10 protein-coding genes and 1 tRNA gene are annotated in these 12,375 nt (G+C 69.8%); 5 read left to right on the forward strand and 6 right to left on the reverse strand.

What is annotated here, in order from left to right; translation table 11 throughout:
- Complete coding sequence (locus AB0H36_RS22575) at positions 1-1,749, forward strand: beta-galactosidase family protein (RefSeq protein WP_360526519.1); 1,749 nt, start codon at positions 1-3, stop codon at positions 1,747-1,749.
- A gap of 91 nt (positions 1,750-1,840) precedes the next feature.
- On the opposite strand, the gene AB0H36_RS22580 is transcribed toward AB0H36_RS22575, so the two are convergent.
- From AB0H36_RS22580 to AB0H36_RS22590, 3 genes are read right to left on the reverse strand one after another with little or no spacing between them, the layout of a single operon-like run.
- Positions 1,841-2,818 (reverse strand): 2-dehydropantoate 2-reductase, encoded by a 978-nt coding sequence (locus AB0H36_RS22580; RefSeq protein WP_360526522.1) that lies wholly within the window; start codon positions 2,816-2,818, stop codon positions 1,841-1,843.
- Complete coding sequence (gene gcl / locus AB0H36_RS22585) at positions 2,818-4,587, reverse strand: glyoxylate carboligase (protein ID WP_360526525.1); 1,770 nt, start codon at positions 4,585-4,587, stop codon at positions 2,818-2,820. Before gcl ends, AB0H36_RS22580 begins: the two co-directional genes overlap by 1 nt.
- A 12-nt stretch (positions 4,588-4,599) precedes the next feature.
- Positions 4,600-5,406 (reverse strand): TIM barrel protein, encoded by an 807-nt coding sequence (locus AB0H36_RS22590; RefSeq protein WP_360526528.1) that lies wholly within the window; start codon positions 5,404-5,406, stop codon positions 4,600-4,602.
- Positions 5,407-5,716: 310 nt separating this feature from the next.
- Between AB0H36_RS22590 and AB0H36_RS22595 the strand changes: the two genes are divergently transcribed.
- Positions 5,717-5,920 (forward strand): cold-shock protein, encoded by a 204-nt coding sequence (locus tag AB0H36_RS22595; protein ID WP_360526531.1) that lies wholly within the window; start codon positions 5,717-5,719, stop codon positions 5,918-5,920.
- Between the two features lie 46 nt (positions 5,921-5,966).
- Here the strand turns inward: AB0H36_RS22595 and AB0H36_RS22600 are convergent, their stop codons facing one another.
- The 3 genes from AB0H36_RS22600 to AB0H36_RS22610 are packed head-to-tail and all read right to left on the reverse strand — an operon-like array spanning position 5,967 to position 10,106.
- Positions 5,967-6,446 carry a GNAT family N-acetyltransferase gene (locus tag AB0H36_RS22600; protein WP_360526534.1) on the reverse strand — a complete coding sequence of 160 codons (480 nt, stop codon included), beginning with the start codon at positions 6,444-6,446 and terminating at the stop codon, positions 5,967-5,969.
- Between the two features lie 9 nt (positions 6,447-6,455).
- Positions 6,456-6,869, reverse strand: coding sequence for a M23 family metallopeptidase (locus AB0H36_RS22605; protein WP_360526537.1), 414 nt, complete (start codon positions 6,867-6,869; stop codon positions 6,456-6,458).
- A gap of 33 nt (positions 6,870-6,902) precedes the next feature.
- A complete protein-coding gene (locus tag AB0H36_RS22610) occupies positions 6,903-10,106 on the reverse strand; it encodes a tetratricopeptide repeat protein (protein WP_360526540.1) in 3,204 nt (1,067 codons plus the stop codon).
- Positions 10,107-10,323: 217 nt separating this feature from the next.
- On the opposite strand from AB0H36_RS22610, the gene AB0H36_RS22615 reads away from it, so the two are divergent.
- The 3 genes from AB0H36_RS22615 to AB0H36_RS22625 all read left to right on the forward strand — a co-directional run bounded on the left by AB0H36_RS22615 (position 10,324) and on the right by AB0H36_RS22625 (position 12,032).
- A complete protein-coding gene (locus AB0H36_RS22615; RefSeq protein WP_360526543.1) occupies positions 10,324-11,229 on the forward strand; it encodes a class I SAM-dependent methyltransferase in 906 nt (301 codons plus the stop codon).
- Between the two features lie 51 nt (positions 11,230-11,280).
- Positions 11,281-11,928 (forward strand): oligoribonuclease, encoded by a 648-nt coding sequence (orn, locus tag AB0H36_RS22620; protein WP_360526546.1) that lies wholly within the window; start codon positions 11,281-11,283, stop codon positions 11,926-11,928.
- Positions 11,929-11,959: 31 nt separating this feature from the next.
- A tRNA-His gene (locus AB0H36_RS22625) sits at positions 11,960-12,032 on the forward strand.
- Positions 12,033-12,375: the final 343 nt, after the last annotated feature.

A 12,375-nucleotide genomic window follows, 5' to 3' on the forward strand; every position in this document is an offset into this window, starting at 1 on the left:
GTGTCCCAGTTCGCGATCGGTGAGTCCGACTTCCTCCTCGACGGCCGGCCCTTCCGGATCCTGTCCGGTGCGCTGCACTACTTCCGGGTGCACCCGGACAGCTGGGCCGACCGGATCGAGAAGGCCCGCCTGATGGGGCTCAACACCATCGAGACGTACGTGCCGTGGAACGCGCACAGCCCGGCTCCCGGTGTCTTCGACACCTCCGGGATGCTCGACCTCGAGCGGTTCCTGCGGGAGATCGCCGACGCCGGGCTGTACGCGATCGTCCGCCCCGGCCCGTACATCTGCGCGGAGTGGGACAACGGCGGGCTCCCTGCCTGGCTCTTCCGGGAGCCGGGCATGGGGGTCCGGCGGTACGAGCCGAAGTTCATGGCCGCGGTCGAGGAGTACCTGCGCAACGTGCTGCGGATCGTGCAGCCGCTCCAGGTCGGCCGGGGCGGCCCGGTCCTGCTGGTCCAGGTCGAGAACGAGTACGGCGCTTTCGGCGACGACCCGACGTACCTGAAGTCGATCGCCGAGATCATCCGGAACGCCGGCACCACGGTGCCGCTGGTGACCGTCGACCAGCCGGTCGACGCGATGCTGGCGGCGGGCGGGCTGGACGGCGTGCTGCGGACCGGTTCGTTCGGGTCGCGGGCCGACGAGCGGCTCGCGACTCTGCGCAGGCACCAGCCGACCGGGCCGCTGATGTGCATGGAGTTCTGGGACGGCTGGTTCGATCACTGGGGTGGGCCGCACCACACGACCGGTGTCGACGAGGCAGCCGCCGAGCTGGACGCGCTGCTCGCGGCGGGCGCGTCTGTCAACATCTACATGCTCCACGGCGGCACGAACTTCGGGCTGACCAGTGGGGCGAACGACAAGGGCGTCTACCGGCCGACCATCACGTCGTACGACTACGACGCCCCGTTGGACGAGGCGGGGAACCCGACCGCGAAGTTCCACGCCTTCCGGGACGTCATCTCCCGGTACGCGCCCGTCCCCGACGTTGTCCCGGCGTCGGGGCCGGCCGCACCGGAGACATCCGCGGCGCTGGGCTCGCCGATCCGGCTGCTCGCCGACCCGTCGGTCTGGGGTACGGCGTCGCAGTACGACGTGATGCCGACGCTCGACGAGTTGGACGCCCAACTGGCGCTGTTCGCGACGTCCATCGACATCGATCAGCCGATGCTGCTCAGCGTCGACGAGGTGCGGGACCGGGCGTATGTATTCCTCGACGGGGCTCCGGTGGGCGTCCTGGATCGGGAACGGCACGATCGGGCTCTGATGTTGCCGGCCGGCCGCGGGCGGCTCGAGATCGTGGTCGAGGATCAGGGCCGGGTGAACTACGGGAAGCGGATCGGGGAGCCGAAGGGGCTGATCGGTCCTGTGCATCTGGGATCCACCGAGCTGACTGACTGGACGGCCCGCGTGATCGACCTGGACGCCGTACCGGGGCTTTGGGACTCCGTGGGCCAGACGCCGGATGCCCCCGGGGTTGGGCCTACGGCTTGGCGGGCCGGGTTCGAGGTCGCTGAGCCGGTCGACCACTTTCTCTCCACGGTTGCCTGGGGCAAGGGCATCGCGTGGGTCAACGGGTTCTGCCTCGGGCGGTACTGGCGGCGGGGGCCGCAGGAGACGCTGTACGTTCCGGGTCCGGTACTGCGGCCCGGGCGCAACGAACTCGTCGTACTCGAGCTCGACGTGATGGCCGAGCCCGTCGCGCACTTCGTGTCTGGTCTCTCGTTAGGGCCGACCGAATTGTAATCAGGTTGGAACTCCCTGATCACTGCTTCTTTCTTTGGTCTTTGGTTGGTACAGGTGGGTCCGACGTCGCTGTGGCCGGACCCACCTGGCTTCAGGAAGGCACGCCCACCTTCGTGGCGAGGAGATCCGCGACGGCGTGCACCGCGCGCAGCGTCGGCGCCTTGGTGCCGGTGAGGTCGGCCAGCTCGACGACCGCGGCGAGGATCACGTCGAGCTCGAGCGGCTTGTCCTTCTCCAGGTCCTGGAGCATCGACGTCTTGTGCTCGCCGACCCGCTCGGCGCCGTTGATCCGCTTGTCCACCGAGATCTCCGGATGGCAGCCGACCGCGGCCGCGATCTCCAGCGACTCCTCCATCATCAGCCGGACCATCGCCCGGGTGCCCTGGTGGGTGGCGATCTCGACCATCGTCGCCCGGGCCAGCGCGCTGATCGGGTTGAACGCCGCGTTGCCGAGCAACTTGATCCAGATGTCCTTGCGGACGTCCTCCTCGACCGGGCACTTCAGTCCGCCGGCGATCATCGCCGTGCTGAACGCCTCGCACCGCGGCGACAGCCCGCCCGCGGGTTCGCCGATGGAGAACCGGGTGCCTTCCAGGTGGCGTACGACGCCGGGCGCCTCGAGCTCGGTCGAGCAGTACACGACGCAGCCCACGGCGCGGTCGAGCCGGATGACCTCGGTCACCGCGCCACCGGGGTCGACCGACTCGATCCGGCGGCCTTCGTACGGGCCCTTGAGGCCGTGGAAGTACCACCACGGGATGCCGTTCTGCGCGGCGACGACGACGGTCTCGTCGTGCAGGAGCGGCTCGAGCAGCGGGCCGGCGGTGGCGTAGGAGTTCGCTTTGAGGCCGAGGAAGACGTAGTCGACCGGGCCGACCTCGGCCGGGTCGTCGGTGGCCGGTGTCCGGGCCTCGAAGTCGCCGCGCGGGCTGAGCACCCGCACGCCGTCGGACCGGATCGCCGCCAGGTTGGCGCCGCGGGCGATCAGGTGGACCTCGGTCCCGCCGCGGTGCAGGGCCGCGCCGACGTAGGCGCCGATCGCCCCGGCGCCGAGAACAGCAACCTTCATCAGTCCCTCCTCAGACCGGACAGCGTCGGCACCGGGTTCGTCACGCCGGCGAGCTCCTCGAACTCCACCACGTTGTCGATCTCGGTGCCCATGGCAACGTTCGTGACACGTTCCAGGATCACCTCGACGACGACCGGGACCTGGAACTCGAGCAGCAGCTTCTTCGCCTCGTCGAGGGCAGGCAGGATGCCGTCGGGTTCGAGCACCCGCAGCGCCTTGCAGCCGAGGCCTTCGGCGACCTTCACGTGGTCGACGCCGTATCCCTCGACCTCGGGGCTGTTGATGTTGTCGAAGGCGAGCTGGACGCAGTAGTCCATGTCCAGGTTGCGCTGCGCCTGCCGGATCAGCCCGAGGTAGGAGTTGTTCACCACGACGTGGATGTAGGGGATGTTGAACTGCGCGCCGACAGCGAGCTCCTCGATCAGGAACTGGAAGTCGTAGTCACCCGACAGCGCGACGACGGTCGCGTCCGGGTCCGCCACCGCGACACCCAGGGCGGCCGGGCCGGTCCAGCCGAGCGGTCCGGCCTGGCCGGCGTTGATCCAGTGCCGCGGGCGGTAGACGTGCAGCATCTGGGCGGCCTGGATTTGCGACAATCCGATTGTCGACACGTACCGGGTCTCGGGTCCGAAGGCATTGTTCATCTCCTGGTAGACCCGCTGCGGTTTCACCGGCACGTTGTCGAAGTCCGTACGGCGAAGCAGCGTCTTCTTGCGGTCGCGGCAGGCGGCCGCCCACTCCGAGCGATCGGGGAGCGGCACCTGCTGCCGGGCGACGTGGAGCAGCGTCTCCAACGCGGCCTTGGCGTCCGAGACGATGCCCAGGTCCGGCGCAAAGACCCGGCCGATCTGGGTCGGCTCGACGTCGATGTGGACGAACTTCCGGTCCTTCGTGTACGTCGGGATCGAGCCGGTGTGCCGGTTCGCCCAGCGGTTGCCGATGCCGATCACCAGGTCGGAGGCGAGCAGCGTCTCGTTGCCGTACCGGTGGGAGGTCTGCAGCCCGACCATGCCGGCCATCAGCCGGTGGTCGTCCGGGATGGTCCCCCAGCCCATCAGCGTCGGGACGACCGGGACGCCGGTCAGCTCGGCGAACTCGACCAGGAGGTCGGCCGCGTCCGCATTGATGATCCCGCCGCCGGCGACGATCAGCGGGCGTTCGGCCTCTGCGAGCAGCCTGAGGACCGACTCGGCCTGCGCGACGGTGGCGCGCGGAGTCGCGATCGGGAGCGGCGCGTAGAGGTCGGGATCGAAGTCGATCTCGGCAAGCTGGACGTCCAGCGGCAGGTCGATCAGGACCGGGCCGGGACGCCCCTCGCGCATCAGCTTGAACGCCTTCTGGAAGGTGCCCGGCACCTGGGCCGGCTCCAGCACGGTGACCGCCCACTTGGCCACCGGCCTGGCGATGTCGGCGATGTTGATCGCCTGGAAGTCCTCCTTGTGCAGCTTGGCCACCGGGGCCTGGCCGGTGATGCACAGGATCGGGATCGAGTCGGCGCTCGCGGAGTACAGCCCGGTGATCATGTCGGTGCCGGCCGGTCCCGACGTACCGACGCAGACGCCGATGTTGCCGGGGGCGGCCCGGGTGTAGCCCTCGGCCATGTGGGAGGCGCCCTCGACGTGCCGGGCGAGCACGTGCTGGAGCTCGCCCTGGGCGCGGACGGCGGCGTAGAACGGGTTGATGGCCGCGCCGGGCAGGCCGAACAGGTGGGAGATGCCTTCACGGCGAAGGATCTCCACCGCGGCGCGGGCGGCGGTCATTCGGGGCATGCCAGCTGCCTTTCAGTCGGAGGGTGAGATCCAGTCGAAGCTCTCGGCCGTCATACTGGACGGCTTGTACTCCAGCCCGATCCAGCCGGCGTACCCGGCGGCCCGGAGCTCGCCGAGATGCTGGTCGACCGGGATCTTCCCGGTGCCGGGTTCGTTCCGGCCGGGCGCGTCGGCGAGCTGGACGTGCGCGATCCGGTCCGCGTACGTCGAGATCGCCGCCGTCACGTCGTCCCCGTTGACGGTCAGGTGGTAGAGGTCGGCGAGCAGTCCGATGGCGGTGACGCCGGACTCGGCCTGGACGCGGTCGATCACCTCGACCGCGTCGGCCGCCGTACGGAGGGGGTAGCGGTCGGCGCCACTGACCGGCTCGACCAGTACGACGCCGCCGAACGAGCCGGCCGCGGTGGCGGCGAGGGCGAGGTTCTCGGCGGCCAGGTCGTCCTGGGCCTCCGGGCGGACGCCGTCGACGCGGTTGCCGTAGAGCGCGTTGAAGGCACGGCAGCCGAGGCGTTCGCCGATGCCGAGAGTGACCGGGATGTTGTCCCGGAACTCCAGTGATCGCTGCGGCCAGGAGACCAGGCCGCGGTCGCCGCCGGGCATGTCGCCGGCCGCGAAGTTCAGCCCGACGAGCTGAACCCCGGCGTCGGTGACGGCGCGTGCGAACGCGTCCACCTCCGCGTCGCCGGGCAGAGGGGTGTCGAACGGCCACCAGAACTCGACCGCCTCGAACCCGGCCTGCCGGGCGGCCGCCGGTCTGTCGAGCAACGGGAGTTCGGTGAACAGGATCGAGCAGTTGACCGCGAAAAGGGCAGAGTCCATGGTCCCACCTTCCGGAGGGGCTCGGTATACGGGATACAGTAGGCGGGAGCCTGAATGCGGTCAAGATCACACCCCCCGGCAAGCGCTCGCCCGTTTCCCGGCGGGGACGCGACGGATGGCCGGGGGTCTGCTAGGGTTGCCTGCGGTTGCAGTTTTGCAGTTCCACGTTCGTGTTTCAGCGCCCGCGGATTTGTGATCCGCAGGGCGTTTTCTCATCTCAGGCCTGGTCTGTTGTGGGAGGGCTCAAACGGCAACCCGAGAACCGGCACCGGGCCGGGGCTCGTACCGGCCCTAACGCGAGGAGCAGAACATGGCCAGCGGAACAGTGAAGTGGTTCAACGGTGAAAAGGGCTTCGGCTTCATCACCCAGGACGAGGGCGGCGCCGACGTGTTCGTCCACTACTCGGCCATCCAGACGAGCGGCTTCCGTTCGCTCGAGGAGAACCAGAAGGTGGAGTACGAGGTAGCCCAGGGCCCGAAGGGCCTGCAGGCGGAGAACGTCCGCCCGCTCTGAGCTGAGCAGCACAGCAGGCCCAGTCGCATCGCGGCTGGGCCTGCTGTCATGTTGTCCAGAGGTACTCGCCGTCGTCGACCTGATCCGTGCGCGTGAGACCGGCGGCAGCGGTGACGGCCGCTGAGGCGGCGTGATCGGGGTGGACGTGGGCGACGATCCGCTCGACGCCGTGGGCACCCAGCCAGTCGACCAGGCCCCGGGCGGCCTCCTTGGCGTAGCCACGGCCCTGCCAAGCGGTCCCGATGACCCAGGCGATCTCCGCCGTACGGCCGGTGACTGTCGCCTGCACGCAGCCGACGAGCTGGGAGTCGTACTGGACTACCCAGTTGAGCCAGTACTCGTTCTCGCGGCCCGGTCCGGCCAACTGACGGCGGTAGCGGTTCTCCAGGGCCTCCACGGTCGGCGGCTCGCCGCCGGTGAACGTGTAGAGGTCCGGGTCGGAGAGCACCTCCGCCATCTCCCCGGCGTACTCCACCTGCAGCGGCAGCATGACCAGCCGGGCGGTGTGGAAGCTGGTGGCTATCACCACTCCACGCTACGGCTCGGGGGTGGCACCGGACGACTCGGCCGCTCCCTCCTCGGCCGACCCGCCCTGCGCCACCATCCGCATCCGGGCATTCGTGTGCAGATCGAACTGCGGACTCCGCTGATCCCCCACCCCGTACGGCGCGACCCGCTCCTCGTAATGCAGGTGCGGGCCGGCCGCGACCCCCAGCAGGTCCCCGGTCTCCACGGTCTCCCCCTGGCTGACCGTGAGCTCGGACAGGTGGTCGTAGACGTGCCAGATCGCGTTCGACTCGACCACGACCCGACCCGGCTCCACCCGGACCACCACACCGGCCAGCGCAGCCCTGACGGGCGTGCCTGGTTCGGAGCGGTAGTCCCGACCGGTGTGCCCCGCGCGGTCGTATTCGCGGACCACCACTGGGTTGTGCACCGGCGCTGCCATGGTCAGATGGTGCGGCCGTACCTTCAGATAGTCTTAAAGCCGGGCCGGCACCGCCGGATAGGGGGCCGGCTCGACCTCCAGCTCACCCATCCGCTGCACGTAGGTGCGGTAGGCCCGGCGTGCTTCGCCGTGCGCACCGCTGGCCTGGAACGCCCCGACCAGGCCTAGGTGAGCGCGCTCGTCGTACTGGTCCCGCTGCAGGATCCGGAGCAGGTACCCGGCCGCGGCGTCGGGGTCACGCCGGCCCCGCTCGGCCAGCACGCGCGCCACCCGGACGTACAGCGCCCGGGCCTCCTCCCGCATCCCGGCGGCCCAGTCGGCGTACACGTCCTCCTCCAGGAAGTCCCCGCTGTACGCCGCCTCTGCCGCCCGCAGCAACCGCAGGTCGCTGGTCGTGAGTCCCTCCCGGGCGTCGTGGAGGAAGTGCTCCACGTCGACGGCGGCCTGCTCACCATCCAGCCAGATGGTGGCCCGGTCGGCGCCAACGAACCGGTCTGGCGGGTACCGCTTCTCCGGGTCGAGCACGGACCGCACAGTCGACAGGGCGACGGACAGCCTGGGCGATGCGACCGACTCGTCCTGCTCCGGCCAGAGCAGGTCCAGCAGCTGCACGCGGGCGACCGGACGGCAGCGGCGGGCGACCAGGATCTTCAGCAGGTCGCGCGCCTTCTTAGACGGCCACTCCCCCAGCTGGACTGCCTTGCCATCCCGCAGCACCCGGAATCCGCCGAGACACTCGATCCGCACGGCCGCCGGACCGGTCTCCTCGCTCGCTTCCAGAGCAGCAGCCGCGTAGCGGGTCGCTCCGGCAGCCAGGAACTGCTGGTGAGCGCGCAGTGCGAGCTCACGGCCGTCCGGACCGCTGGTGCGCTTGGCAAGCATCAGCTCGGCCCGCGCCTCGCCCAGCTGGTCGCCCAGCTCGCTGCGGATGTTCAGCACCTCGTGCAGGACCTCACCGCCGCCTGCTGCCGCGTACAACTCGAGCGCGTCGGCCAGGCCGGCCCGGTCCCGTCGCTTGCGGCACAGCGCGGCCGCTTCCTCCGCAGTCGCCGCGGCCTCGGTCTCGTTGCCGGCGTGCAGCGTGACCCAGCCCAGCGCGACCAGTGCACCGGACAGGCCGAGGACGGGGCCGTAGGCAACTGCCTGCCGAGCCAGTGCGGCCAGCTCGGCAGCCCGCTGCGGCTCCTCGACCGCGAGCACCCGGGCCAGGCCGGCCAGGGCCGGGACCAGGGACTGCATGTCCTTGGTCTCCTCGGCGATCGGGATGGCCTCCTCGAAGCAGGCTCTGGCCATCGCACGATCACCCCGCTCGCGGTAGACCTCCCCGAGTACGGACAGCGGCTGTGCCACCCGCTTCGAGTCCAGCTTCTGGTAGAGCGCTCGCGACGCCTCCAGTTCGCCGATGGCCTCGTCCAGCCGACCGAGCCGGAGCAGAGCCTCTCCACGGTTGTTCAGCGCCAGCGCACGGAACACGGCGAAGCCTGCCCGGTCCGCAAGCTCCAGAGCGATGTCCAACTCCTTCAGCCCGAGCGCGTAGCCGCCCTCGGCGATGTGGTGCGAAGACCGGTTCACCCGGATCCGGATCGACTGCAGCAGATCGCCGGCGCGCTCGGCATGCTCGAGCGCTCGCACGTAGTTGGTGTAGTTGCCGTGCGGGTCGCTGTCGACCGCAGCCAGCATGGCGAGCACGGTGTAGGAGATGGCCAGCGCCCCGTCGTCACCGGAGACCTTTGCAGTCTCATGCGCGGCGGCGACCAGCGCACGGCACTCGTCGAACTCGCCACGCAGCCAGTGCGCTCCGGCCCACCATGCCTGCAGCAACGCCTCGTCCGTCGGGTGCTGCCCATCGATGCGTCCGCGCCGGTACGTCGCGATCGCCACATCGGTCTGGCCGCGCAGGTGGTGGATCAGTCCGAGCCGCCAGGCGATGGCAACCGGGATCTCACCCTCCGGCCCGATGATCCGGTCGAAGCACTCCTTCGCGCCTTGCCAGTCGCCGAGCACCTGCCGGGCTTCGCCCTCCAACTGGTCCATGCCGGCGTCACGTAGGTCCGCAGGCAGTGCGGCGACCGCAGCGACCACGATCTCGGCCAGCCCACCGCTGACCATCGCGTGGCCGCGCTCAGCCAGCATGCGCGCCGCAGCAGCCGGCTCGACGGCTTGGTAGCAGGCCAGCGCGTCGCGGTGCTCACCGGTCGACTCGAACCACCTGCCGGCCTCCAGGGACAGCTCTGCCATCTCCTGCTCGTCCACAGCCAGCCGGTCCTTGGCGAAGTTCTTCACCAGCGGGTTCAGCTCGTAGCCGTCCGCCTCACCGGCCGAGACGAGCAGTCCGCGTGTCCGCAGCTGCTGGAGCGTTTCGGCGCTGTCTGTCAGTCCTATTGCCTTGCACAGCTCCGACCCGAACCGCGGCAACACAGCTACGCCTGCGACCAAGCGCCGTACCGCTGGGGGCTCGGCTGCGAAGACCTCCTCGGCCAGGTAGTCGTACAGCGGACCGTCTGACCGCAGAGCACGCTGCAGCCGGCTGGTGCGCTCCGCCGGCGGTGCTGTCCGGAGGGCTTCCACAGCAAGACGTACGGCGGCTGGCCAGCCCTGGACTGCGGTCTGCAGCGACTCGGCCAGGTCGTCCGTGCCCTCACCGAGCACCTTCTGCAGTACGGCGAGGGTCTCGGGCACTGTGAACGCGAGAGCGGGCGCGTCGATCTCCAGGACCTGCCCACGGCCGCGCAGGCGGTCGATGCCGAACGGCATGTGGGTGCGAGAGGCAACGACCAGGTGCAGGTGCGGCGGTGCGGTGCGGACCAGTCCCTCGATCAGCCTGGTGGCCGGAGCCAGTGGGTCCAGCTCGTGCAGGTCGTCCAGGACCAGAACCAGGTCGTTGCTGAGGTTCTGCTCCAGGCCGTCGGCGAGCAGGGCGGCATAGGCGAGCGCACGGGTCTGTTGCTCCGCGTCGGCGTCCGGGCCGCGCGGACTCTGCAACTCGGCCGGGATCGCCTCGAGCGCAGGCACTTGACGGCGTAGCGCCTCGACCAGGCCGGAGACCATGGCTGCGAGCGATGCGTCCTCTGCCCGGACCGTGTGCCACGCGCAGGGACGCCCGGCGGCCCACGAGCTGAGCAGTGTCGACTTCCCGAACCCCGCATCCGCCACCACGGTCAGCAGCCGTCGCTGGGCACCTTCGTCCAGCAACGTCGCCAACCGGGGGCGCGCCACCGTCCCCGCCACGGAATCCACCGGCGCCCCACCTCCTCCCCAGACAGTGCCTAGGACAGCACCCCGGATCACCGCGCCGCAACAGTGCTAGCCCTGATCTCCTGGTTGAACGTCACAATCTCCCGGTCCGGGCGGGATCGGCGTCCCGGCCGATCCGGAACGCCGGGGAGCCGAAATGAGTGTTGCCGAAATGGCAACTGTTCATCGGATTCCGGCCGTCGCGGCGGAGACTTGGCTCATGGTGGAGATCGAATGGGGTGAATGGGCCGGGCACCTGCGGGAGTCGGCCGCGAACGAGGCCGACTGGAACGCCGCGGTGGCCGCCGGACTCGTGCGGGACAGCGACAAGGTGGCCGTCGACGTCGGCTGCGGAGGCGGCGGGATGGCGAAGGCGCTCGCCGCGGCCATGCCGTCCGGTACGACGGTGGTCGCGATCGACGCGGATCCCGACGTACTCGAGCAGGCGCGCGAGCACACCGCCGGCGCCGTCCGGTGCGAGCTGGCCTCGATGGACGACGGCGCCGAACCGTTGCGCAAGGCAATCGACGCGCCGGCCGACCTGATCTGGGCGTCGGCCTCGGTGCACCACGCGGCCGACCAGCAAGCAGCGATCGACGCGCTGGCGTCGCTACTCGCTCCAGGTGGGCGCCTGGCGCTCGCGGAGAGCGGTCTGCCGGCAAGGAGCCTGCCGTGGGACCTGGGCATCGGCGAGCCCGGTCTGGAGCTGCGGCTGGACCTGGCGCAGGACAAGTGGTTCGCGGCGATGCGTGACTCGCTTCCGGGGACGGTGCCGATGCCGTACGGGTGGACCGACGCGCTGACGCGGGCCGGACTGGTCGAGGTCGGGACGCGGAGCATCCTGACCGAGTCGTCACCGCCGCTGGCGGCCGAGCAGCAGGAGCGGGTCGTCACGCAGTTCCAGCATCGCGTCGAGCGGCTCAAGCCGGAGAGCGGTGGGAACGGTCATGGGCATGGTCATGGCCATGGGCACGGCCACGTCGAGTATCAGGAGTGGCTGTCCGCTGAGGACCTCGCAGTGTGGGAGCAGTTGCTGGATCCGGACAGTTCGCACTACCTCGGGCGGCGCACGGACCTCGCCGTACTGTCGGTGCGCAGCATACACATCGGGCACGCACCACGCTGACCGGCCTGGCGAACGCGACGGTGTCGGCGCCTCACCGTAGGGTGGGTGCCCATGAACGACCGGCTGGTGTGGATCGACTGCGAGATGACCGGCCTCGATCTGGCGGCAGACGCCCTGATCGAGGTCGCAGTACTCGTCACCGACTACGAACTGAACGTGCTCGGTGACGGGATCGACCTGGTCATCGCGCCGCCTCCTGCCGCCCTCGAGCAGATGGGCGACTTCGTCCGCGACATGCACACCGCCTCCGGCCTGCTCGACGAGCTCGCCACCGGGATCCCGCTCGCCGACGCCGAGCAGCAGGTGCTCGACTTCATCTCCGGGTACGTCAAGGAGCCCCGCAAGGCCGCCCTGGCCGGCAACTCCGTCGGCACCGACCGCACCTTCCTGGTCCGCGACATGCCCCGCGTCGAAGCGCACCTGCACTACCGCAACGTCGACGTCAGCTCCATCAAGGAGCTCGTCCGGCGCTGGTACCCGCGGGTCTACTACGCCACCCCGGCCAAGACCGGCAACCACCGTGCGCTCGCAGACATCACCGAGAGCATCGCCGAGCTCCGCTACTACCGCGAAACCGTGTTCGTGCCGCAGCCCGGGCCGGACTCCGACACCGCCCGGGCGGCTGCCAGCCTGGTCGCCGACGGTGTCAACGGAGCCCCTGCCGACCCGATTTCTGGTAATCGGCCATCATCGCTATGATTGCTCAGCCGTCGCAGTCCGGACGGCAATGGTGGGTGTAGCTCAGCTGGTAGAGCACCTGGTTGTGGTCCAGGTGGTCGCGGGTTCGAGTCCCGTCACTCACCCGAAGGCGAGGGCGACTCGTGTCCGCGGAGAGCGCGGAGCGGGTCGCCTTCTCCATTTCGTGCGCCGTCGCTTCGCTCGGCGCGGGCGGGGGCTTCGCCACCCGCACCCCCTTGCGCCTTCGCTTCGCTCGGCTCCGTGGCTGGGGTTGTCGGTCGGGGTTGCGCCTTCGCCTTCGCTCGGCTCCGCGGCTGGGGATGTCGGTCGGCTTACTTCGGTGGCTGCGGTTGTCTGCTGGAAGGATGTGCGGGTGAAATCTTCTGGGAGCTTGTGGTTGGGGTACGGGGCTGTGGTCGTCGTCACGTTCGTGGTCGGGTTTCTTGCTTTTGCTGTGTGGGTGCTGTC

The organism is Kribbella sp. NPDC050820 (assembly GCF_040653975.1).
In the GTDB taxonomy this organism is placed as follows: Bacteria; Actinomycetota; Actinomycetes; order Propionibacteriales; family Kribbellaceae; genus Kribbella.

What these genes read in the sequence shown, in the direction of transcription:
- AB0H36_RS22580 (WP_360526522.1), bottom strand. Translation starts at nt 2,818, where the DNA reads ATGAAGGTTGCTGTTCTCGGCGCCGGGGCGATCGGCGCCTACGTCGGC.
- gcl (WP_360526525.1), bottom strand. Translation starts at nt 4,587, where the DNA reads ATGCCCCGAATGACCGCCGCCCGCGCCGCGGTGGAGATCCTTCGCCGT.
- AB0H36_RS22590 (WP_360526528.1), bottom strand. Translation starts at nt 5,406, where the DNA reads ATGGACTCTGCCCTTTTCGCGGTCAACTGCTCGATCCTGTTCACCGAA.
- AB0H36_RS22595 (WP_360526531.1), top strand. Translation starts at nt 5,717, where the DNA reads ATGGCCAGCGGAACAGTGAAGTGGTTCAACGGTGAAAAGGGCTTCGGC.
- AB0H36_RS22605 (WP_360526537.1), bottom strand. Translation starts at nt 6,869, where the DNA reads ATGGCAGCGCCGGTGCACAACCCAGTGGTGGTCCGCGAATACGACCGC.
- AB0H36_RS22615 (WP_360526543.1), top strand. Translation starts at nt 10,324, where the DNA reads ATGGTGGAGATCGAATGGGGTGAATGGGCCGGGCACCTGCGGGAGTCG.
- orn (WP_360526546.1), top strand. Translation starts at nt 11,281, where the DNA reads ATGAACGACCGGCTGGTGTGGATCGACTGCGAGATGACCGGCCTCGAT.